At 39.1% G+C, this 20,960-nt stretch carries 24 protein-coding genes, 2 pseudogenes, 3 riboswitches and 1 other annotated feature; of the genes and pseudogenes, 9 read left to right on the forward strand and 17 right to left on the reverse strand.

All coding sequences use genetic code 11. The annotated features are described in order from the left end of the window. Positions 1–141: 141 nt before the first annotated feature. Together MHH87_RS10905 and MHH87_RS10910 are read left to right on the forward strand one after the other, a co-directional pair. The gene (locus tag MHH87_RS10905) at positions 142–588 is read left to right on the forward strand and encodes a MarR family winged helix-turn-helix transcriptional regulator (RefSeq protein ID WP_340749334.1); all 447 of its coding nucleotides are present in this window, start codon (positions 142–144) and stop codon (positions 586–588) included. Next, entirely contained in the window at positions 585–1,055 is a 471-nt protein-coding gene (locus MHH87_RS10910) for a glutathione peroxidase (protein WP_340749335.1), read from the forward strand. Before MHH87_RS10905 ends, MHH87_RS10910 begins: the two co-directional genes overlap by 4 nt. Before the next feature lie 65 nt (positions 1,056–1,120). On the opposite strand, the gene MHH87_RS10915 is transcribed toward MHH87_RS10910, so the two are convergent. The 7 genes from MHH87_RS10915 to MHH87_RS10945 form a co-directional block, all read right to left on the reverse strand. Further along, positions 1,121–1,321, reverse strand: a complete 201-nt coding sequence (locus tag MHH87_RS10915) for a DUF2187 family protein (RefSeq protein ID WP_340749336.1) — start codon at positions 1,319–1,321, stop codon at positions 1,121–1,123. A 296-nt stretch (positions 1,322–1,617) separates the two neighbouring features. After that, a complete protein-coding gene (locus MHH87_RS10920; RefSeq protein ID WP_340749337.1) occupies positions 1,618–2,004 on the reverse strand; it encodes a carboxymuconolactone decarboxylase family protein in 387 nt (128 codons plus the stop codon). A gap of 114 nt (positions 2,005–2,118) precedes the next feature. After that, entirely contained in the window at positions 2,119–2,487 is a 369-nt protein-coding gene (locus MHH87_RS10925; protein WP_340749338.1) for a DUF5071 domain-containing protein, read from the reverse strand. An 11-nt stretch (positions 2,488–2,498) separates the two neighbouring features. Continuing rightward, complete coding sequence (locus MHH87_RS10930) at positions 2,499–3,068, reverse strand: anthranilate synthase component II (protein WP_340749339.1); 570 nt, start codon at positions 3,066–3,068, stop codon at positions 2,499–2,501. Beyond that, positions 3,065–4,453, reverse strand: coding sequence for an anthranilate synthase component I (gene trpE / locus MHH87_RS10935; RefSeq protein WP_340749340.1), 1,389 nt, complete (start codon positions 4,451–4,453; stop codon positions 3,065–3,067). The genes MHH87_RS10930 and trpE overlap by 4 nt, the downstream gene beginning before the upstream one ends. 138 nt (positions 4,454–4,591) lie before the next feature. Further along, positions 4,592–4,801: a binding site (T-box leader), on the reverse strand. Positions 4,802–4,977: 176 nt separating this feature from the next. Beyond that, complete coding sequence (locus MHH87_RS10940) at positions 4,978–5,187, reverse strand: hypothetical protein (protein ID WP_340749341.1); 210 nt, start codon at positions 5,185–5,187, stop codon at positions 4,978–4,980. Next, positions 5,181–5,573: a hypothetical protein gene (locus tag MHH87_RS10945; RefSeq protein WP_340749342.1), complete on the reverse strand. Its 393-nt coding sequence runs from the start codon at positions 5,571–5,573 to the stop codon at positions 5,181–5,183. Before MHH87_RS10945 ends, MHH87_RS10940 begins: the two co-directional genes overlap by 7 nt. A gap of 459 nt (positions 5,574–6,032) precedes the next feature. Here MHH87_RS10945 and pdxS point away from each other — a divergent pair, with 459 nt between their 5' ends. The 4 genes from pdxS to MHH87_RS10965 all read left to right on the forward strand — a co-directional run bounded on the left by pdxS (position 6,033) and on the right by MHH87_RS10965 (position 11,008). Beyond that, positions 6,033–6,920, forward strand: coding sequence for a pyridoxal 5'-phosphate synthase lyase subunit PdxS (pdxS, locus tag MHH87_RS10950; protein ID WP_340749343.1), 888 nt, complete (start codon positions 6,033–6,035; stop codon positions 6,918–6,920). Next, positions 6,920–7,510, forward strand: coding sequence for a pyridoxal 5'-phosphate synthase glutaminase subunit PdxT (pdxT, locus tag MHH87_RS10955; RefSeq protein WP_340749344.1), 591 nt, complete (start codon positions 6,920–6,922; stop codon positions 7,508–7,510). The genes pdxS and pdxT overlap by 1 nt, the downstream gene beginning before the upstream one ends. 460 nt (positions 7,511–7,970) lie before the next feature. Next, entirely contained in the window at positions 7,971–8,831 is an 861-nt protein-coding gene (locus tag MHH87_RS10960) for a DMT family transporter (protein WP_340749345.1), read from the forward strand. Between the two features lie 230 nt (positions 8,832–9,061). Next, the gene (locus MHH87_RS10965) at positions 9,062–11,008 is read left to right on the forward strand and encodes a translation factor GTPase family protein (protein ID WP_340749346.1); all 1,947 of its coding nucleotides are present in this window, start codon (positions 9,062–9,064) and stop codon (positions 11,006–11,008) included. A gap of 357 nt (positions 11,009–11,365) precedes the next feature. On the opposite strand, the gene MHH87_RS10970 is transcribed toward MHH87_RS10965, so the two are convergent. Next, on the reverse strand, positions 11,366–11,587 hold the full coding sequence (locus MHH87_RS10970; protein ID WP_340749347.1) for a phosphate-starvation-inducible protein PsiE: 222 nt from the start codon (positions 11,585–11,587) through the stop codon (positions 11,366–11,368). 214 nt (positions 11,588–11,801) lie between these two features. Beyond that, positions 11,802–11,915: riboswitch (FMN riboswitch) on the forward strand. Between the two features lie 143 nt (positions 11,916–12,058). Continuing rightward, positions 12,059–12,172: riboswitch (FMN riboswitch) on the forward strand. A gap of 158 nt (positions 12,173–12,330) precedes the next feature. Next, positions 12,331–12,444: riboswitch (FMN riboswitch) on the forward strand. Positions 12,445–12,589: 145 nt separating this feature from the next. On the opposite strand from MHH87_RS10970, the gene ribE reads away from it, so the two are divergent. From ribE to ribH, 3 genes and pseudogenes are all read left to right on the forward strand, one after another. Further along, on the forward strand, positions 12,590–13,219 hold the full coding sequence (ribE, locus tag MHH87_RS10975; RefSeq protein ID WP_340749348.1) for a riboflavin synthase: 630 nt from the start codon (positions 12,590–12,592) through the stop codon (positions 13,217–13,219). A 12-nt stretch (positions 13,220–13,231) separates the two neighbouring features. Then, positions 13,232–13,819: pseudogene (ribB, locus tag MHH87_RS10980) on the forward strand (3,4-dihydroxy-2-butanone-4-phosphate synthase); the annotation flags it as partial. Between the two features lie 41 nt (positions 13,820–13,860). Next, positions 13,861–14,331, forward strand: a complete 471-nt coding sequence (gene ribH, locus MHH87_RS10985) for a 6,7-dimethyl-8-ribityllumazine synthase (protein ID WP_340749349.1) — start codon at positions 13,861–13,863, stop codon at positions 14,329–14,331. Positions 14,332–14,484: 153 nt separating this feature from the next. On the opposite strand, the pseudogene MHH87_RS10990 reads toward ribH, so the two are convergent. The 9 genes and pseudogenes from MHH87_RS10990 to pstA form a co-directional block, all read right to left on the reverse strand. Beyond that, positions 14,485–14,671: pseudogene (locus MHH87_RS10990) on the reverse strand (hypothetical protein); the annotation flags it as partial. Between the two features lie 18 nt (positions 14,672–14,689). Beyond that, positions 14,690–15,307 (reverse strand): nitroreductase family protein, encoded by a 618-nt coding sequence (locus MHH87_RS10995; RefSeq protein WP_340749350.1) that lies wholly within the window; start codon positions 15,305–15,307, stop codon positions 14,690–14,692. Between the two features lie 144 nt (positions 15,308–15,451). Next, the gene (locus tag MHH87_RS11000; RefSeq protein ID WP_340749351.1) at positions 15,452–16,045 is read right to left on the reverse strand and encodes an NADPH-dependent FMN reductase; all 594 of its coding nucleotides are present in this window, start codon (positions 16,043–16,045) and stop codon (positions 15,452–15,454) included. 307 nt (positions 16,046–16,352) lie between these two features. After that, positions 16,353–16,781 carry a GatB/YqeY domain-containing protein gene (locus MHH87_RS11005; RefSeq protein ID WP_340749352.1) on the reverse strand — a complete coding sequence of 143 codons (429 nt, stop codon included), beginning with the start codon at positions 16,779–16,781 and terminating at the stop codon, positions 16,353–16,355. 76 nt (positions 16,782–16,857) lie between these two features. Beyond that, positions 16,858–17,025 (reverse strand): hypothetical protein, encoded by a 168-nt coding sequence (locus MHH87_RS11010; RefSeq protein WP_340749353.1) that lies wholly within the window; start codon positions 17,023–17,025, stop codon positions 16,858–16,860. Positions 17,026–17,767: 742 nt separating this feature from the next. Continuing rightward, positions 17,768–18,427: a hypothetical protein gene (locus tag MHH87_RS11015; RefSeq protein ID WP_340749354.1), complete on the reverse strand. Its 660-nt coding sequence runs from the start codon at positions 18,425–18,427 to the stop codon at positions 17,768–17,770. 155 nt (positions 18,428–18,582) lie between these two features. After that, positions 18,583–19,236: a phosphate signaling complex protein PhoU gene (gene phoU / locus MHH87_RS11020; RefSeq protein ID WP_340749355.1), complete on the reverse strand. Its 654-nt coding sequence runs from the start codon at positions 19,234–19,236 to the stop codon at positions 18,583–18,585. A gap of 11 nt (positions 19,237–19,247) precedes the next feature. Further along, positions 19,248–20,069, reverse strand: a complete 822-nt coding sequence (gene pstB / locus MHH87_RS11025) for a phosphate ABC transporter ATP-binding protein PstB (RefSeq protein ID WP_340749356.1) — start codon at positions 20,067–20,069, stop codon at positions 19,248–19,250. Between the two features lie 12 nt (positions 20,070–20,081). Continuing rightward, a complete protein-coding gene (gene pstA, locus MHH87_RS11030; RefSeq protein WP_340749357.1) occupies positions 20,082–20,960 on the reverse strand; it encodes a phosphate ABC transporter permease PstA in 879 nt (292 codons plus the stop codon).

The following is a 20,960-nucleotide window of genomic DNA, read 5'->3' on the forward strand; positions in this document are numbered from 1 at the left end:
CTGTCATATACGAGAACATCAGCGACAATATTCGACATAATATCGACATTTTTTCAACGGACTAGATTCCCCAAAATATTGGAACCTTATTGTTTTACTTCTGATTTTATATCGTGTACGATGTTTTTAAGGGGTGATTCATTGGATAAGGCAAAATTAGATAACCAGTTATGCTTCGAGGTGTACCGAGCAGCGAACCAATTTACAAAGCTTTACACAAAAGTGTTGCAACCATTTCAGCTGACCTATCCCCAGTACTTAGTGCTCCTTGTATTATGGGATCAGGACGAGCAAACAAGCTCATCCATAGGTGAAAAGCTAGGGCTTGGTATTGGAACATTGAACCCTATTTTACAAAAGCTCCTTGAAAAAGGCTGGCTTACAAAAAAGCCCTCGCCCACTGATCGACGCGCAGCCATTTTATCTTTAACAGAAAAAGCAAAACAGGAAGAGCGTACTATTGAAGAGAAAATTATTAACACAATGTTTTGTTTTGATTATTTAGCACAGCATGGTCCAGAGTTAAAACAAAAAGTACATGAATTAAACGAATTTTTAGGAATCATGAATAAGGGGGAGCAATTATGAATATTTATGAGATTGAAGTAACTGCGGCGAACGGGGAAAGTTATAAGCTTGAACGTTATAAGGGACACCCGATGCTTATTGTTAACACAGCGACAAAATGTGGATTAGTGGGACAATTTGATGCTTTAGAAACGCTGAATAAAAAATACGTAGAGCAAGGTCTTGTCGTACTCGGTTTCCCTTCCAACCAGTTCAAACAGGAATTAAGTACGGGCGCTGAAGCAGCTGAGGCTTGCCGGCTTAGCTACGGCGTAACTTTCCCGATGCATGATGTAGTGAAGGTAAATGGGTCTGAAGCCCATCCGCTATTCCAACTGCTATCTGAAGAAACGAAGGGCATTCTAGGTAAAAGCGTGAAATGGAATTTTACGAAGTTTTTAGTGGACCGCGAAGGAAACGTAATTAAACGCTACGCACCAACAGATAATCCGATGAAATTCGAAAAGGATATTGAAAATTATTTATAATTAATTTCCCCTCCTAACAATTACGTAAACATTAATTATTAGGAGGCTATTTTATTTGAGCATTATTAATTACTAAGGCACTTGTATCGGCGGTGATTTACAACTGTACGCTCATTTAAAAGCTCACCCTTGTACATTTCGTAAAATATAGGCTTAATTTCAACAAGTACAGAGTTTTGATAAATCTTTAACACGGTACCTTCAACTAATTGTTCCATAAATGTAAAAGCAATCGTATCATTAATTTGTGCGATTTTTAAAGTCATTTTAGCCTCTCCTTTCAAGTGTGGGTTTTATTTAATATGCCAACAAATGATAACTTAGCAATATTAAGCCTATATAAAATTTTTGTTTTTTTAGGTATATTTATTGTATCCAAGCATATATAGGAGAGTTAATCAGTATATTTAAAAAAACTGGATTACCTTTGTGGCAACCCAGTTCTTTCATTATATTTATTAGAAGTTTATTTAACGTTTGCCTTCTGATTCCTACGTTACTTTTTATTGAATACGCTTATACCTCACAGCTAGCGCATATGCCCTGCAAGCTACTATTTTCTTCACACTGTTAGTTCACGTTCCTGGAACACTTGCTGTGCGATGACTAATGCATTTTGGACACGTGGAAAACCAATATACGGTACAAGTTGTAATAATGCCTCAACAATTTCTTTCGGCGTCAAACCCGCATGAAGTCCCCGTGTAATATGCGTTTTTGTTTGTGGTGCAGCACCTTGTGTCACGACTGTTGTAATGACGACAAGCGCACGACTTTTTGCATCCAATCCTTCACGTGAATACACTTCACCGTACGCAAACTCAATAATCATTTTGCGTAAATCCGGTGCGATATCTGCAAGCGCATCATGCTCGACCATCTTTGTAACCTCTTCATCAGTTACATAGTTTTTAATCGTTTCGAGCCCCTTGTTAAAGCGTTCATTCATGTTCATCCCTCCCACTAAATTTTACCACAAGTAATGTTCATCCTCTGTAAATTTTGCATAAATAAGAACCGACACAATAAATATGCCGGCTCCTCTTCAAACATTATTTAGCTTTCACGACTCAAAGCTTAGTAGTACGCTCTTAGCAAGCTTAACTAAATCCGCATCACGTGGATTGACGCTTTGTGCGATTTGCTCGACCGCATTTGCGAGTACCATTTTCGAGTAAAACGGCAAGTTCGGCACAATTCGTTGTAAGCACCAGTATTTCCACATGTCATCATCTCCTAGTAGCACATCTTCTACAAGGGGAGTAATTTCGGTTGGATACGTCATTAATAGTTCAATTGTAGGCTCTGCTACAGGCCAATTCATATCCTGAATCCACGTTAACAGCTCTGGCAACAAAGGAACTACTTGTGAAGGAGGTGCTGTTTTAAAATGCTCAATCGCTTGTATGTCAAATTTATCTTTTGGTAGCATTTGTTCCTCCGTTATATATGATTCAAAAAAGCTTCGACCATTTTGGAGCCCGTTTCTGTGCCGATTGATTCAGGGTGGAATTGCAAACCAAATATCGGGTACTTTTTGTGTTGGATCGCCATAATTTCACCGTCATCACTTGATGTTGCAACAACTTCAAAATCAGAGTGCAGCGTTGCTGGGTCAATAATTAGTGAGTGATAACGCATCACTTCTACTTCGCCTTGTAGTTGCTCAAAAAGGCCCGTTGCCGAATACTCCAGCACGCTCGTTTTGCCATGCATAATATTATTCGCGCGGACGACCTCTCCACCAAACGCCTCACCAATCGACTGATGACCAAGGCAAATACCTAAAATCGGATATTCTGTATGAAGCGCACGAATCGCTTCTACTGTAATGCCCGCTTCTGAAGGATTACCTGGACCTGGTGAAATAACGATGGCTTCAGGGTTGAGCTCACGAATGTCTTGAATTGTCACAGCATCATTGCGGACAACTTGCACTTCTTTTCCTAACATCGCGATTTGATGATACAAATTGTATGTGAATGAATCATAATTATCGATTAGTAAAATCATCGTTTTACCTCCAGCAATGCGCGCGCTTTATTTAAAGTTTCCTCATACTCGGATTCCGGTACTGAATCATAAACAATTCCGGCACCTGCTTGCACGTATGCCTTCTCATCTTTCACAATCATCGTACGAATGGCAAGTGCTAAATCCATATTGCCAGTAGTTGAAATATAACCGATCGCCCCTGCATAGACTCCGCGCTTCTTCTGTTCTAGGCGATTAATAATTTGCATCGCCCGAATTTTTGGTGCACCTGATACCGTTCCTGCTGGTAAGCTTGATGCTAATACGTCCACAACATGGGCATCAGCGCGCAGTTCACCAATGACTTCCGATACGATGTGCATTACGTATTTATAACGTTCGATTTCCATGTATTTACTGACCTGAACCGAGCCAATTTTTGCGATGCGGCCAACATCATTGCGTCCTAAATCTACTAACATTTTATGTTCGGCAATTTCTTTTTGGTCATTTAGTAAGCCTTCAGCAAGCGCACTATCTTCCGCTTCTGTTTTCCCGCGTGGCTTTGTGCCGGCAATTGGATTCGTTGTTACAACACCGTTTTGTACTTTTACTAAGCTTTCAGGTGATGTTCCTAAAATTTTATAGTCACCGAAATCGACATAAAACATATATGGTGATGGATTCGTTGTGCGTAATTTTCTGTATAGTGCAAACGGATTACCAGTGAATTTTGATTCAAATGTTTGGGATAATACTACTTGGAAAATATCCCCGTTACGAATATGCTCCTGCGCCGTCTCAACCATATTAATAAAATGTTCCTTCGCAATTGTTGGTTGGAATGCAATATCGGTCGCCTCAAGCTCTTCATGAACAACTCCCCGCGTAATTTCTTGTTCAAACTTCACAATCGCTTGTTCCATCTGCTTCTGTGTGCGGCCTGATTGGAATAAATCAATCGCCGCAATCGTTACTTTCTGAAGTAAATGATCAATGATGACAAATGTATCATAGAAAAATACATGTACATCTGGCATATTGTAGGCATCATTGACAATTTCTCCAATTGTTTCGAAATGGTAAGCAGTTTCATACCCAAAATAACCAATTGCACCGCCGAAGAAGGCAAATGGATACTCGCTGTTGCGCATTGGCAGTACCTCTTTTAATTTTTCTAGCACAGGTACTTTTAGCTCATGCTCTTCCCCGTTTTCATCGCTGTAATACGTGTCAAATTGATTGCCCTTTAATTCAGCAATCGGACTGGCTGCGATAAATGAATAGCGCCCACTTTCGTTGTACTTGGCGTTTGATTCAAACAACACTTTTTTATCACCTTGAAGTGATGAATAAATCGAAATCGGCGTCAGCATATCGCCCTGCAATTCTTTTACTAAAAAATCTCTCGTCTCAACTGTCATACTCTAACCCTCTCTCATCTCTGCTATTATGCACATTTAAAAGACATCTTTCGTCCAACAATACAACGTCATCATGTCCTGTATGATGCGGATTGGAAAGTTATACTTTCTTATCCACAAAAAAAAGGCCCTCCGCTATTAAAGGACGGAGAGCCGTGGTGCCACCTTCATTGACTAATAAATATTAGTATTAGTCCACTCAAATTCTCGTAACGTGAGACAGACGGCGAAGCATTTCCTCCTCGCAGCTAGAAAGTCCATTCACAAAGCACATTCGCACTAGCTTCCACCAACCGCTAGTTCTCTATAGCGCTATACTTTGCTACTCTTTTTCATCATTGCTTTTCTTTTGTACCACTATTTTATTACATATTTTCTTATTATTCAAACTATTTTAGAGAGGTTTTTCATTTGATGGTATTTATGGGTGTGAATTGCCACCTTTATATCACATTATTGTATTAAATGGATTTCTCGTCTACCTAACAAACAGACGGATTCCTACTCAAGGAATTCAGTCTGTTTTATTTATTCATTTGCAAAAAAACTTTATCCGCAAATGGAATTGGTTGAACTTCGAAATCAATTTCTTTCATGGCAATAACGGACACTTCGGCATCCATTTCAGCAAACTGCTCCGCAAACTCACCTTCTAGCATGTCATTAAAATCCGTAAATTTATTATCTGTTATAATAAATAATTCCGGATTTAGCTTCACTTCAACTTCTACCAATAACGAAACCGCTTTTTGTAGGGCTGGCACAAGCGTAGCATCGCCTTCTTCTGCCTCATGTATAATTTTTTTAAAAGTTTAGTATCCATAACACCCCGTTCAAATACGATTGGTTCTCCTACTTTATCTCCAAAAGGGATAATGACTAAATCCCGCTTTTGACGTGTGCAATCATTAAATAACGGTATGATTAACCCTTTGCAAAACGATTCAAACTCCGCCATTGTGTCGGATTGTTGCATACAAATAATGAACGGTGAATAATGCTTTACATGATCTACAAACGGCACAAAATATACATTATCCTCTACTTTTGTTCTTTCCTTCACAATTTTTTTATGCTCATTTATCGGCAATGAAAAGTCCTTATTTTGAAATTTTGGCATTGTCGCCTCCACCTCTAAAATTATATCCTGTAGCGATATCGCAACTTCTATTACTTCTTCAAATCGCTCGTCACACTGAAACTCTTGTAAAAAAATCTAGTTGTTGTTTTTCATTTAGTTGTTGAAATGCAGAACTACTATATAAAAACCGAAGAATTTCATCACTTAAAATACCCTTCGAATCATTTGCCAATGAAAATCCCCTCACCTTATGTCAAAATAATATACGTTAGTATAACGAAATTTTTCACAAAAAAGCAGTAATAATATTTGAATGGCCGAGAATTTTTCTACTTTTTAATATATTTGTGAAAGGATGTGTACTTACTCTTTCTTTAATAACTCATAGTTTCTAAAGCTCCGCCAAAACTGACCTTACCATTTTTTTAATTTCTGACTATTTTAATCATGCCAAATATCATCGTATACTAATCCTCAAAGACAAAGAGGAGGAATAGTATGAACATTCAAACAGGTACAAATTTAGTAAAACGTGGCATGGCTCAAATGCAAAAAGGTGGCGTCATTATGGACGTGGTAAATGTAGAGCAAGCAAAAATTGCTGAGGCAGCTGGTGCAGTGGCAGTTATGGCGCTTGAACGTGTGCCATCTGACATACGTGCAGCGGGCGGTGTTGCACGTATGGCTGATCTTCGCATAGTCGAGGATGTTATGAATGCTGTGTCAATTCCAGTTATGGCAAAAGCGCGTATCGGACATATCGTAGAAGCACGAGTATTAGAATCAATGGGTGTGGATTATATTGATGAAAGTGAAGTATTAACACCAGCGGACGAAGAATTCCACTTACTAAAAAGCGCTTATAAAGTGCCATTCGTTTGCGGTTGCCGAAATTTAGGGGAAGCTACGCGTCGTATCGGAGAAGGGGCAGCAATGCTTCGTACAAAAGGTGAACCAGGTACAGGTAATATTGTAGAAGCCGTTCGTCACATGCGAAAAGTTAATGCACAAGTACGTGCAGTTGTTGCGATGAGCGAAGATGAATTAATGACAGAAGCGAAAAACTTAGGTGCTCCATTCGAATTACTTTTAGAAATTAAACGTCACGGTGGTTTACCAGTAGTTAATTTTGCAGCAGGTGGGATCGCAACACCAGCCGATGCTGCACTGATGATGGAACTTGGCGCTGACGGTGTATTCGTTGGGTCGGGTATTTTTAAAGCAGAAAACCCTGAAAAATTCGCCCGTGCGATTGTTCAAGCAACAACGCATTACCAAGATTACGAATTAATCGCAGCCGTTTCAAAAGAGCTTGGCACACCAATGAAAGGAATTGAAATTTCAACATTGGCACCTAGCGCACGTATGCAGGAGCGTGGCTGGTAATGAAAATTGGTGTTCTTGCCTTGCAGGGCGCGGTTGCTGAACATGCGGCGGCTATTAAAGCAGTGGATGCACAACCCGTTATTATTAAACATGCGGAAGAATTAGCTGAAATTGACGGCTTATTATTACCTGGCGGAGAAAGCACAGCAATGCGTAAGCTGATTGATTTCCTTGATTTACTTGAGCCACTTCAAAAATTTGCTGCGGTGAAACCTGTTTTCGGAACTTGTGCTGGTCTTATTTTACTGGCAAAACAAATTGAGGGGCAGGATGACGCCCATATTGGTGCCATGAATATTTCCGTTTCCCGCAATTCATTTGGTCGCCAAGTGGATAGCTTCGAAGCTAGTTTGCCAATAGAAAATGTTGCCGCTGATTTCCCTGCCGTATTTATCCGCGCGCCGAAAATTGAGGCCGTTAGTGAGGGTGTAAAGGTTCTTGCAAAAATAAATGGTGAAATTGTGTGTGCACAGGAAGGTCATTTACTAGGTTGCTCATTTCACCCTGAACTAACAACTGATGTCCGTTTAATGGAACACTTTAAGCAAATGATTGCTACTTCCCTATTAGAAAGAAACATTTCGGTCTAAATGCAATCCTTTCTAATGTGGTGAAACAAGACATGCTTTTGTTTCAACCCTCTAAAAACCCTAAACAGTCGTTTAGGGTTTTAATCTTTATTAGATAGGAAGATACACTTTTATTTCATCAATATAGATCTGCCTCTGTTCCTATATCATCTACTACCTCATTCGCTTGAATCGAGCCCTCGCCCTTTTTAGGTTTGCCCGCTTGTTCGTAAATTTTGATTATCCGTTATGAGATGTCCTTGCCTATTTGTTAAAGTTTCTCTCTTCAATTCCTTGGAAATATGGTTTTTACCTTTTGCCTGGGTAAAGTCCCTCCTAAATCCATTTACATGCATTGTTACTCTTTATCAAATCCAATTCAAATTAGTCTGTTTTAAATGGGAAACTTCTGAATTGAAATTCTTTCTGAATGCCTCGCTATGCTATACTAGGGGAAAAAAAGGAAGAAGCGATTTACATAATGTCTCAGTCAAAAAATTCACTACTACTCATTACTGTACTCATTCTCATTTGGGGTGCTAGTTGGCCTATTTATAAACAATCTGTGCCGTATATTCCACCTCTGTATTTTGCGGGAATTCGGGCACTTGGTGGGGGGCTATTACTTTCCGCTTTATTATGGAAGATTCGCCACGAACTTCATTTCAAAAAGAATTGGTTGTTGTATGTTGTGTCAGCTATACTCAATACCGCATTGTTCATAGGCCTTCAAACAAAAGGATTAAACTATTTACCAGGAGGAATGTTTTCAGTACTCGTTTACTTACAACCTGTACTCGTAGGGGTTTTATCGTGGCTTTTTTTAAAGGAAAAGATGACGCCCATAAAATTTTTCAGTTTAATTATTGGGTTTACGGGTGTGGCAATAGTCAGTATTAGTAACCTTGAGCAGTCATTTAATTGGGTCGGCATCTCACTTGCACTCGCAACCGCCTTTTTTTGGGCAGCTGGTGTGATTGTCATTAAAGGTTTTGCTGGCGATGCAAACCCCTACTGGATTGTCTCCATGCAATTATTAATTGGTGGATCCTTGTTATTAGGGGCAAGCTTTATGACTGAAACAATAACAAATGTTGAATGGAACTTACCTGTCATCATCGGAATTTCATTTGGCGTTACGGTAGGGTTACCATTATCTTACTTAATTTATTACAAGCTCATTCGAGAGGGTGAAGCGAGTAAAGTGGCTACTTCTACATTTTTAGTTCCAATTATCGCTGTTTTAATAAGCGTACTTTTTTTAGGGGAATCTTTAAACATTACTATGTCGTTTGGCATTATTCTCGTTGCAATTAGTGTATTCTCTGTCAATCGCACATAAACTTTTCAAGAAAAAAGCCCTAAAAAGTGATATACAGTTCACTTTTCAGGGCTTTTCTTTAGTTTACGAGTGTTAATCTATCGTCTTCCATTTGGTACTCACGGTCAAAGTAAGAAAGCATTTGCTCATACTGTTAATCTTGGAAATAACAATTTTCTTTTCAAGTTGTAAAATAATATACTTGTAATTTGCTACAATAAGTATCACGAATGAAAGAAATGAGGACAGTTATGTTTAAAACAATTGGCGTGCTTGCTCATGTGGATGCGGGAAAAACCACCTTTTCAGAGCAGCTCCTTTATCATACGAAAAGCATTAAAGAACGAGGACGCGTTGATCACCAGGACGCATTTTTAGATAATCACAGTATTGAACGAACGCGCGGCATTACGATTTTTGCTGAGCAAGGACGTATTCAATTTGGCGATGATACATACACGCTCATCGATACACCCGGACACGTCGATTTCTCGCCTGAAATGGAGCGTGCCATTCGCGTAATGGACTATGCGATTATTATTATTAGTGCAGTGGACGGTATTGAAGGTCATACAGAAACAGTGTGGAGGTTACTACGCGAGTACCATATACCAACTTTTTTCTTCATAAATAAAACAGATCGAGAAGGTGCCGATGTACATGGCGTGATGAACCATCTTCATAAAGAATTCTCTACTGATGCCTTATTAATAGAAGAAAATGTAACGGAGCATTCTGTTCCTGAATCTGTGATGGAATGGCTAGCCGAGCGTGATGAAGAATTATTAGAACGCTATATGGCAGGTACGCTTGATGCTGTCCTATGCATGGAGTCTTTGCGTAATTTTATTAAACAGGAGCAGGCGTTCATTTGTATGAGTGGTTCTGCGCTTAAAGACATTGGCATAATGGAGTTTTTCGAGCAACTCGCACTTTTTACATACACCGACTACGAGACCATTCCTCCCTTCAGCGGACATGTATTTAAAATTCGCCACGATGAACAACATCAACGGATTACGTTTATAAAAGCAACACAAGGCCTATTAAATGTGCGTGATGAATTTACATTTGGTGAGACGATTGAAAAAGTGACAGAAATCCGCCTCTATAACGGCAGCCGATTTGAAACAGTACAACAAGGGCAGGCAGGAGAAATCTTAGCTGTAAAAGGCCTACCCAGCGCGAACATTGGAGATGTTTTAGGTAAGAGCACAGTGACACAACCATTTGAACTCGTTCCAACATTGCAAGCAAAAGTCGAATATCACGGCAATGAGCATATAAAAGACGTACTTCGTGCATTTCGCATGCTTGAAGCGGAGGAACCATCTTTACGTATCGTTTGGAGTGAACAGTTTCATGATATTCATGTTCATGTGATGGGGGTTATTCAACTCGAGGTTTTAGTAGAAGTTGTACGTGAGCGGTTTGCCATGCACATTACTTTTGAAGACCCGAAAATATTATTTATGGAAACGATTGAATCTGTGGTTACCGGCTACGGCCATTTTGAACCCCTCAAGCATTATGCAGAAGTACATTTGAAGTTGGAGCCAACAATACGTGGGAGTGGCATGAAATTTAGCAATGCATGTCACACTGATGATTTAACAGTAGGTCAGATGCGCCTTATTGAAAAGCATTTATTTGAGCGCGAACACCATGGTATATTAACTGGCTATCCAGTAACAGATATTCATTTTACGCTTCTAACTGGTGCCGCACATAATACGCATACAGAAGGCGGCGATTTCCGTGAAGCTACTTTCCGCGCTCTGAGACAAGGGTTAGAACAAGCACAAAATGTGTTACTTGAGCCGTACTACCGTTTTAAAATGAAAGCGTCCAATAATTATATTGGCAGGATGATGACTGATATTCAGCAGGCAAGCGGGATATTTGACCCTCCAATTATGACGGAAGATCAAGTTATCCTTACTGGCCGCGCACCGGTTTCAACATTTATGAACTATAGTACAGTATTTGCTTCTTACACGAATGGTAAAGGTGCGCTAAGCTTGCAGTTTGATGGCTATGATCGTTGCCATAACACCGAACAAGTAATTGATATGCTTGCTTACGATAAAAATGCTGACCCTGAATATTCTTCGTCCAGTATTTTTTGTGCGAAAGGTAAAGGCTATTCGGTACCGTGGGACGAAGCACGAGCTGCAATGCACTGCTTGAAAAAATAAATAATTATTAAAGGCATTGTTAAATACTACTGTTGATTTCTCAACAAGGGTAAAATTATTTTGCTTCCTTATTTTTCCTGATTAATTTCAATCGAGCTTAAAAAAACCTTCATTTACTTCAATTGGCGATATGGACCTACAACATATTCGAAATCAAGCGACATTGGCACTTATTTACAGTTAAGTTGTATGCTGAATTCGCCTTTTTTAGTTTTTGCGATTTATTATTAAACTATTAGAAAGACACAACTCGCAAAAAATTGGACGGATTTAGGATGAGAAAGTTCTACTTCCTTTTCCACTAAAAAAGAGCCGTATGAAAATCAAAACTGATTTCATCCGACTCTTTCTATCATTTTATAGTTTGCTAACTAAAGCATGTAACGTTTCTTTTAATTCTGCGTCGTTATCAGAAAGTTCTACTAGGTTTCCTAAACGCTCACGTAATACTGGACGCTCGATTACTAGTTGTTCATCAAGAACTTTAATTAATAGTTCGATAATCATGCGGTCGCGTACATTTAACGCTTCTTCTAAACGATCCGGTGCAATTGTATACCCTACTGTTTTTTTTGCCATAAAAATAGCCTCCCTTATGTTTATACATCGTTATTTTAGCATATGCATTTTATATTTTGGGAATTTTATTTTAAATTATAGTAAAAACAGCTGTAATCTCTTTTTCTTATTAAAAAGAAATAATTATATACCCCATTCAATACTTTTCAATAATTTTTACCCACTACTTTATTGCTAATTATCTTTTTATTATGCTACACTAACTATACAATTTAAAATCCTTCGGGGTCGGGTGAAAATCCCAATCGGCGGTAAAGCCCGCGAGCGTTAGCATGATTTGGTGGAATTCCAAAGCCGACAGTTACAGTCTGGATGTGAGAAGGAACAACAGTAATCGTTTTGTCGATTGCTTATTTTCTCATGTCCCCCCATTCATTGGTGGGATTTTTTACTAGATAAGAAAGTATAACTTACTTATCTACACAAGTAAGGACATCATCTCTTCGCATATTGGGCGAGGTGTGTCTTTCTAATAGTCTTCGGGGTCGGGTGAAAGTCCCAATCGGCGGTAAAGCCCGCGAGCGTTAGCATGATTTGGTGAAATTCCAAAGCCGACAGTTATAGTCTGGATGAAAGAAGACATTCATTTACGTTAGCACTTTTGCTAGCTTATTTAATGATGCCTAAACCCCGTAAAATTTACGGGGTTTTTTATGTGGATAAGAAAGTATAACTTTCCCCCACACATGAGTCAGGACATCAACTTACCCTATTTTGGGCGAATTATGTCTTTCTAAATTGAATAAGTCCTTCGGGGTCGGGTGAAAATCCCAATCGGCGGTAAAGCCCGCGAGCGTTAGCATGATTTGGTGGAATTCCAAAGCCGACAGTTACAGTCTGGATGGAAGAAGGCGTACATTGTTGTTTTTTTGAATTGGCTTCAAAAGGCTTATTTCAATATGCAAAAAAACATAATACACGCAAACTTCTAATGATTATTAGAAGTTTTTTTAGTTGCTTATATAAGCCTTACTAAAAAAATATGGATAGGTGGTGAAAATTATGTTTACAGGCATTATTGAGGAAGTTGGGAAAATTGTACAGGTCAAGCAATCAACGAGCAGTATGCAACTACAAATCGAAGCCACAACAGTAGTAGGTGATGTCACACTCGGAGATAGTATCGCGGTAAACGGCGTTTGTTTAACTGTAACATCTTTTACAAAACTATCGTTTGTTGCAGATGTTATGCCCGAAACATTTTACACAACGACGTTAAAGCAGTTAAAGAGTGGGCAACTCGTCAATCTAGAACGGGCGATGCCAATGAACGGTCGCTTTGGTGGACACATTGTATCAGGACATGTTGACGGGATCGGCACAATTATTAAAAAGCGTCCACTTAGTAATGCTGTCTATTTGGATCTTCGTTTACCAAAAGAGCTTATACGAGGTTGTATTAAAAAAGGCTCTGTCACGATTGATGGCACGAGCTTAACCATTTTCGATGTGCGTAGTGATGGAATTACTGTATCACTCATCCCGCATACTTATAAGGAAACAATTTTCGCTAACAAGGCAGCAAATTCGGATGTAAATATCGAAACTGATATTGTGGGCAAATATATTGGGCATTTTATGCAGCAAGAAAATCAGCTATCAGCAGATTTTTTACGCCAACACGGATTTTAAAGGAGGAGTACGATGTTTCATCCAATTGAAGAAGCTATTATCGCATTACAAAATGGTGAAATGATCATTGTAGTTGATGATGAGAACCGCGAAAACGAAGGCGATCTTGTTGCCCTTGCAGATTTGGCAACACCTGAAATCATTAACTTTATGGCTACACATGGTAAGGGGCTCATATGTACACCCATTTCACTAAGACTAGCTAACCATCTTCAGCTAGCTCCCATGGTCCATAATAATACAGACTTTCATCAAACTGCCTTCACCGTAAGCATTGATCATATTGAAACGCAAACTGGTATTAGTGCATTTGAGCGTTCCTTGACGATTCAAAAATTGGTTGAGGAAAATGCTACCGCAGCCGACTTTCGAAGACCTGGACATGTTTTCCCACTAATTGCAAAGGACGGTGGAGTGCTTGAGCGTCGAGGTCATACAGAGGCAGCGATTGATTTAGCAAAACTTTGCGGAGCTAGTGAAGCTGGCGTTATTTGCGAAATATTAAAGGAAAACGGTCAAATGGCGCGCGTGCCAGACCTAATACTATTAAGTAAAAAATGGGCTATGAAATTGATTACGATTGAAGCGCTCTCAAAATATATAGAGCAGCAGCAATTAAAAACAGTAGGAGGAAGATAAAAATGGGACAAGTATTTGAAGCACAACTAATTGGCACAGAACTAAAAATAGGGATTGTTGTAGGACGTTTTAATGATTTTATTAACGCAAAACTACTAGATGGTGCACTTGACGGATTAAAACGACACGGTGTTGAAGAAAATAATATCGATATCGCATGGGTACCAGGTGCTTTTGAAGTTCCCTTCTTAATGAAGAAAATGATCTTAACAAAACAATATGATGCAGTAATTGGTCTAGGAACAGTCATTCGTGGTGCTACAACACATTATGACTATGTATGTAACGAAGCGGCAAAAGGTATTGCTCAAATCGCTCTACAAACTGGCATCCCAGCAATCTTCGGCATTGTTACTACGGAAAATATCGAGCAAGCAATCGAACGCGCTGGTACAAAAGCCGGAAACAAAGGCTATGATAGTGCTATATCTGCAATTGAAATGGCGAACTTAAGTAAACTTTTCGAAGTGTAACTGGCGCAAATTTCTACCTATACGAAATAGAAGAAAGCCACTCTGCGTTCAGAGTGGCTTTCTTCATAGTTAATCTAGTGAGTATACTTGAATCCAAATGAGCGACATTTTTAAGTGCTGATATTTGCCAGAATCATCGAAATTAACGCCTTATTTTACTAAACGTAGACCAAGTATCCCTGCATTCGAAAGACACAACTCGCCCAAAATAGGGCGAGTTGATGTCCTTACTTATGCGGATGGGAAAGGTATACGTTCTTATCCACTAAAAATTATTATTTTTCTGTGGATGCTCAACAATTGCTGTAATGTGGTGAATACCTGTTGTATGTTTTGTCATTACTCTCTCCTCCAAAACTTATATAAATTTCACAAATTCATTAACAGGCTTACGGTAGCCGCGTAAACTTTTGCTACTCTCTTTTTCTTTCCCAATCGCAATCATCAAAACTACTTCATACGTTGCTGGGATATTTAATAGTTCTCGAACTTGCTCCTGGTCAAAGCCAATCATTGGGCACGTATCTAACCCTCGATTTTTAGCTGCGAGCATAAACATCATCGAAGATAGCGATGCATTACGAATCGCATCTTCCTTCATAAACTGCTCCCCGCGACTTTCATAAAACTGCGTGTTTTCCTGTACCATTTGCTCAAGCTCTGTCGCATTCAAAATAGCTAAATCAAGCATGCCCTTATTTAAGCGCTCTGTTTGCATATACGCATAGCGGTCTGCCGTGACTATAATAACGCCTGAAGCAGAATGAACTTTATATTGACCGTAAGCCGCCTCTCGGATTTTTTCTTTCATGCCTTCCTCAAGCACAACAATATATTCTGTATGCTGTAGATTAAATGCTGATGGTGTCATTTTAATATCATCAAAAATCGGTTTAAGATCGGCTTCTGTTATTTTCACTTCTTTTAAAAAGTTACTAGCAGAACGACGCTTATCAATTAGTTTTGTAAATTCCATACGTCATCTTCCCTTCCAAATAAGTTCATTTATAAAAACTCGGCAAATACTTCAAATCGATTAATTTATTGGCCCATTTTTTATAAAGGGCAACCTGTGCAAGTGAATACACACCTACACAGATTGCTTTTGTTTCATTTACAATTAACGAATTGTGAATAATGCTTTTGACCAAGGGATTACTTGATCTAACATTTGGTTAACTGAATCCGCTTGAACTGCGGCTGGTTTGAAGTCTGTACCGTTTTCAAAGTCAGTAAATAATGATAATGCTGGATGTACACGAACGTCAGCGATTAATAACTCGCCCATAATCCCGCGTAAATGCTCTGCTGCACGAGCGCCGCCTACTGAACCGTAAGATACGATACCTGCTGCTTTGTTGTTCCATTCCTCGCGTAAGTAGTCTAATGCATTTTTAAGTGCACCAGTAATTGAGTGATTGTATTCTTGAACGATGAATACAAATCCGTCTTGTTCAGCTATTGCTTTTGACCATGCTGCTGCGCCTGACACGTCGCCGCCAGCTTCACCTAAAAGCGGTAATTTGTAATCCGCGATGTCGATAATTGTATAGTTTGCGTCGCCGCGTTTGTCCGCTAATTCTTTTACCCAAGCGCCAACTTGCGGGCTTACACGTCCTTCACGTGTGGAACCTAAAATAATACCAATATTTAATTTTGTCATTTCTTTTTCCTCCTCTTGTTGTGTGCCAAATAATTTTTTGAAAAAGCTCATTTCCATTCTCCTCTTTGCGAGTAAATAGTTTAATTTAAATAATCTCGAAACCGAGATATTAAGGTAAAAAATTTTCATCACCGCTTTTTATCTCGAACCAAAACATCTTTAATTCGAGATAATAATAACATGCCTAGAAATACCAGTCAACAATTTTGCACTAATATTAGTGTATTTAGAAAGGCACACTTCCCCCAAAATTGGAGCGAGGTGATGCCCTTACTTATGTGGGGGGTAATTTATACTGTTTTATGCACTAAAAAAGTCACTCCACATTTAGAGTGACTTCTAACACATAATTCAATTTTTATGCAATAACAGCTTTTACCGCTTTCGAAATGGTAGAACCATCTGCTTTACCTGCTAGTAATGGTTTTGCAATTTTCATTGCGTCGCCCATATTCATACCCGGTGCGATTCCTGCTTCTTTTAGTGCAATAATAATTTCTTCTTCTGACAGCTGTTCAGGAAGGAAAGTTTTTAACAGCGTTAGTTTCGTTTGTTCTTTTTCGATTAAATCTTGGCGTGCTGCTTTTTGTGCGCCTTCTAAGGATTGGTTCGTTTGTTTAATTTCACGGTTAATGATGGCGATTTCTTCTTCTGTTGATAGAACTTCACCTTTTTCCTTTTCCGCTTGGTCAAGCGCAGACTTAATAAGTGTTAATACACCTTTAGCGAGTGCATCTTTATTTTTCATCGCTTGCTTTAATTGGTCGAATACGATTGTTTTTAACATGGTGAGACCTCATTTCTTTTGACGCGGTTGCGTTTTTCTTCCTATATTGTACTGCTATTAGCCGGTTTTTGGCAATTCACTGCGCTTCATCTAGAATAGCGCCGAGCTTTTGTGCTAGAGCAGCAAGTACTTTTGCGTAACGTGCATCATTTGGGATGATTTGTATAGCCTTTTTAGACTCGTTTGCCCAAATGTTATAATGTGTACCTTGTGTGGAAACGGAATAATCAGGTAGGCGCACCATACTTACATGAATATTTTCCTGCCATAATACTTGTTCGAGTAGTTCGGCAAAACGGAATTGCTAAACGTCTATAAAGTTAATGCCAATTGTTGTGTGCGTGCCTTCGTTTGTCGTAGCTTATTGCACAATTTTAGCATTGTAAATAGCCGAAATCATTTAAGAATGATAGGGCAATGTAAAACTAAAAAACGAACTGCGCTAGGATAGTGGGCATTGAAAAACTTACTTTTTTATTATGACGAATCTTTTTCAGTTAGTAGCTTCAATATTCCTTTCAGATTCACAGCGAATATCGTTGTGGCACAACCATATCGTAAATCGCCATGTATGGACTTAGGTTAAAGGTTACATGATTTGAAATCATCGGGAGCACCACCTGTAATTCGTTCCTTTTAGTAGACAATAAAATCACTCTTTTTAGATGAGAGAATGATAAATTGATTCTTAGCCGTTACCAGTTGATTGGAGTGGAGGCGACGACTTCTAGGGGATTAGCGAGCAGCTTGAGACCCTGGACTGAGGACAACACGATGTTGGTCACAAAGGCGTTGCCACAGGACGTGGCGTACTTAGCCTTTGTTCCTTTATTCCCCGGAAGCGGCTCAAGGCTCGCCCCCAGAAAAGCGTTCGCCGCAACGGAAATCAACGACATCGAAGAAAAAAGCCAGTTCTTGAACGATGACTCGTTCAAGAACTGACTAAACTACTTTATAGACTTTTTCAGGGTCCTGCCTTTTTAGCGTCACTTTACTATTTGCAAATTCAACTTTTCTACAAGGTATTCTCTTAAAGTATCTAAAAGATTTATTACTTCTTCACCCGTGATGTTGCTGTACATTTTCGCGGCACCCGACATCGACAATTGCGCTACGGCTACCGTATACCCATATAAATCCTGTCCTACAAGATATTCAATAATCCTTTGATCATGCTCAATCGATTTGCCTGCTAAAAACAGGTCAAAGGTTTCCGGAATGACAACTACTTCGATTTCTTGTTCTGAATCCAGTGAATTGTACGAAGCAAATCTCTTCATAGTGTCTTTAACTGTCGCTTGATTTGTAAACAGAAGTTTAATCGGCTTTGTTGACTGGCTCACCTGTTCAAAAAACGGTGTATCTATTTTTAATACAGGCACCTTTAAATTGAGCACCTGATCTTCTAGTAGCGTAATATAATTTGTGCACGTCACTAAGATGAACTCAACCCCAGTGCACTCGATTTCATGTAATTGTTGGATTACTTGCTTCGATAATTGCTCGTTAGCTACATTTGTTCTTAATAATTGAATAAGCTCCGTATCCACAACATGAGAAAGTGTCACATCAATATCTTTAAACGCTTGTTCGATATAAGGAATATTTAAAGAATGGGCGTGTAAACAACCAATAGTCAATGTCATATGTTTTCCTCCTCACTTTCATTTCTCTATTATGTAAACCTTAATACATCTTCCAGTTATCTACAATAGTAGTTGCTAATTTTCTTGGTACTGTTAACATAGATCAATAAAAAAAACCATATAAGCACCCGCTCACATGGTCATCAACATTTTATTTAGTTATTCAACTCATAATGCTGGCCCTTTACTAAATAAAAAAGATGCTCGGCTATATTCGTTGCGTGATCGGCACAGCGCTCAATATAGCGACAAATAAATGATAAATACGTAATTTGTGCAACATTTCCGTGTGTAACAGTTAGTTGCATAAGGTTACTAACCGTACTGCCGTAAAGTGCGTCTACCTGATCATCTAAATCAGCAATTTCCTTTGCCTTCACGGTATTTTCCTCGATAAAGGCCTCGACAATTTGGCGTAGCATGGAAGTTGTTTTTATACACATATCTTCAATTGGCTCGACACTTGTAATAAACGGCTCGCGCCCAATACGAATCGTTTCCTTTGCAATATTTACCGCATAGTCCCCAACCCGCTCCATATCTGCTGCCGCTTTAATGACGACCATTAGACGGCGCAAGTCTGTTGCCACAGGTTGCTGCTTGGCAATCAGTAAAATTACTCGGTCATTAATCGACTCTTCTAAACGGTTAATGTAGAGATCCGTTTCAATGACCTCTAGCGCTAAATCTATATCTTTTTCCATGAATGCCTTAAAAGCTAGCTCGAGTGCATAAATACTTTTATCACATAGCTCCATTAAATTCTGCTGGACACTCATTAAATCATGTTCAAATCGCTCGCGTACCATTTTCATCCCCCTTATCCGAATCTTCCTGAAATATAATCTTCCGTACGTTGATCCGTAGGTGTAGAGAAAATTGTATCCGTATGGTCAAACTCAATGACTTCTCCATTAAGGAAGAATGCTGTTTTATCTGAAATACGAGCTGCCTGCTGCATATTATGTGTCACAATGACAATTGAGTAGGATTCTTTTAATTCTTGTACAAGCTCTTCTACCTTCAATGTTGAGATTGGGTCAAGTGCTGAAGTTGGCTCATCCATTAAAATAACATCTGGTTCAATTGCAAGGCAGCGTGCAATACAAATACGTTGTTGCTGTCCACCTGATAAGCCATATGCATTTTGGTTTAAGCGGTCCTTTACTTCATCCCAAATTGCTGCACCACGCAGTGATTTTTCAACGATTTCATCTAGTACTTTTTTGTTTTTAATACCGTGAATACGTGGTCCATATGCAATATTATCGTATATTGATTTTGGGAATGGGTTTGGTTTTTGGAACACCATCCCTACCTTAGTACGAAGCTCTTCTACTTCATAGCCGCTACCAAAAATATTGCGATTGCGGTAATTGATTTTTCCGTTTGTACGAACGATCGGCACAAGCTCGACCATTCGATTTAATGCTTTAATATACGTTGATTTACCACAGCCAGAAGGACCGATAATTGCCGTTACTTCGTTTTCTTTAATATCTAAATTAATGTCCTTTAGTGCGTGGTGCTCCCCGTACCAAAGATCAAAGTTTTTCGTTTCAAACACAGTTGTCTTTTCTGTAAGCTGCGTTAATATAGTAGCCTCTGAAGTCTGTTTAATTGGCTGCGCGATTTGAACCATGATGCCACCCCTTTAATAACGTTTTTGGAATTTATTTCGAATGAAAATTGCAATCGAGTTCATAAATACGAGCACAACCATCAAGATGATAATGCCAGCTGATGCAACATATTGGAATGCTTCTTGTGGACGTTTTGCCCAGTCAAAGATTTGCATTGGTAATGCTGTAAATGAGCTCATGAAACTCTCTGGTAAAAACTGTAGGATAACCGGAATCCCGATCACGACTAGCGGTGCAGTTTCACCAATTGCCCGGGATAACGCTAAAATACTCCCAGTTAATATTCCTGGAATCGCTGCAGGTAGCACGACACGTACGATGGTTTGCCACTTTGTTGCCCCCATGCCGTAAGATGCTTCACGTTGCTCTTTCGGTACTGCGCGAATGGCCTCCTGCGCTGCCACGATAATAACCGGTAAAATCAGTAAACTCATCGTTAAACCAGCTGCCAGAACACTTTTCCCCATACCAAGCATACGTACGAAAATTGTTAACCCGAGTAACCCGAATACAATTGAAGGTACACCAGCTAAGTTTGAAATATTCATACGAATAAAATCATTAATTTTATTCTTTTTCGCATATTCCTCTAAATAAATCGCTGTGCTCACACCTAATATAATGGATACTGGCGCAACTACTACCATTAGCCAAAGTGATCCGATAAGTGCCGCTTTAATCCCGGCATTTTGAGGTATGCGTGATGCGAAATTTGTGAGGAAGTCCAAATTTAAATATCCTATACCCTGTGAAAAAATACGGTATAGCAAAATGGCTAATGAAATGAGTGCAAAACTCGTTGCGGCAATAAAAATCGCCTTCCATATTTTATTGAACACAAGTCGTTTTTGCATACGCTTCATTACTAAATCATCTTGTAAATATCTCAT

The organism is Solibacillus sp. FSL H8-0538, from assembly GCF_038003525.1.
GTDB lineage: Bacteria > Bacillota > Bacilli > Bacillales_A > Planococcaceae > JBBOPI01.

What these genes read in the sequence shown, in the direction of transcription:
- pdxS (WP_340749343.1), top strand. Translation starts at nt 6,033, where the DNA reads ATGAACATTCAAACAGGTACAAATTTAGTAAAACGTGGCATGGCTCAA.
- MHH87_RS11005 (WP_340749352.1), bottom strand. Translation starts at nt 16,781, where the DNA reads ATGTTAAAAACAATCGTATTCGACCAATTAAAGCAAGCGATGAAAAAT.
- MHH87_RS10965 (WP_340749346.1), top strand. Translation starts at nt 9,062, where the DNA reads ATGTTTAAAACAATTGGCGTGCTTGCTCATGTGGATGCGGGAAAAACC.
- MHH87_RS11010 (WP_340749353.1), bottom strand. Translation starts at nt 17,025, where the DNA reads ATGGTGCGCCTACCTGATTATTCCGTTTCCACACAAGGTACACATTAT.
- pstA (WP_340749357.1), bottom strand. Translation starts at nt 20,960, where the DNA reads ATGAGATATTTACAAGATGATTTAGTAATGAAGCGTATGCAAAAACGA.
- MHH87_RS10910 (WP_340749335.1), top strand. Translation starts at nt 585, where the DNA reads ATGAATATTTATGAGATTGAAGTAACTGCGGCGAACGGGGAAAGTTAT.
- MHH87_RS10920 (WP_340749337.1), bottom strand. Translation starts at nt 2,004, where the DNA reads ATGAATGAACGCTTTAACAAGGGGCTCGAAACGATTAAAAACTATGTA.
- MHH87_RS11015 (WP_340749354.1), bottom strand. Translation starts at nt 18,427, where the DNA reads ATGACATTGACTATTGGTTGTTTACACGCCCATTCTTTAAATATTCCT.
- pstB (WP_340749356.1), bottom strand. Translation starts at nt 20,069, where the DNA reads ATGGTTCAAATCGCGCAGCCAATTAAACAGACTTCAGAGGCTACTATA.
- trpE (WP_340749340.1), bottom strand. Translation starts at nt 4,453, where the DNA reads ATGACAGTTGAGACGAGAGATTTTTTAGTAAAAGAATTGCAGGGCGAT.
- MHH87_RS11000 (WP_340749351.1), bottom strand. Translation starts at nt 16,045, where the DNA reads ATGAGCTTTTTCAAAAAATTATTTGGCACACAACAAGAGGAGGAAAAA.
- MHH87_RS10925 (WP_340749338.1), bottom strand. Translation starts at nt 2,487, where the DNA reads ATGCTACCAAAAGATAAATTTGACATACAAGCGATTGAGCATTTTAAA.
- MHH87_RS10995 (WP_340749350.1), bottom strand. Translation starts at nt 15,307, where the DNA reads ATGGAATTTACAAAACTAATTGATAAGCGTCGTTCTGCTAGTAACTTT.
- ribE (WP_340749348.1), top strand. Translation starts at nt 12,590, where the DNA reads ATGTTTACAGGCATTATTGAGGAAGTTGGGAAAATTGTACAGGTCAAG.
- MHH87_RS10970 (WP_340749347.1), bottom strand. Translation starts at nt 11,587, where the DNA reads ATGGCAAAAAAAACAGTAGGGTATACAATTGCACCGGATCGTTTAGAA.
- MHH87_RS10930 (WP_340749339.1), bottom strand. Translation starts at nt 3,068, where the DNA reads ATGATTTTACTAATCGATAATTATGATTCATTCACATACAATTTGTAT.
- pdxT (WP_340749344.1), top strand. Translation starts at nt 6,920, where the DNA reads ATGAAAATTGGTGTTCTTGCCTTGCAGGGCGCGGTTGCTGAACATGCG.
- ribH (WP_340749349.1), top strand. Translation starts at nt 13,861, where the DNA reads ATGGGACAAGTATTTGAAGCACAACTAATTGGCACAGAACTAAAAATA.
- MHH87_RS10960 (WP_340749345.1), top strand. Translation starts at nt 7,971, where the DNA reads ATGTCTCAGTCAAAAAATTCACTACTACTCATTACTGTACTCATTCTC.
- phoU (WP_340749355.1), bottom strand. Translation starts at nt 19,236, where the DNA reads ATGGTACGCGAGCGATTTGAACATGATTTAATGAGTGTCCAGCAGAAT.
- MHH87_RS10945 (WP_340749342.1), bottom strand. Translation starts at nt 5,573, where the DNA reads ATGCCAAAATTTCAAAATAAGGACTTTTCATTGCCGATAAATGAGCAT.
- MHH87_RS10915 (WP_340749336.1), bottom strand. Translation starts at nt 1,321, where the DNA reads ATGACTTTAAAAATCGCACAAATTAATGATACGATTGCTTTTACATTT.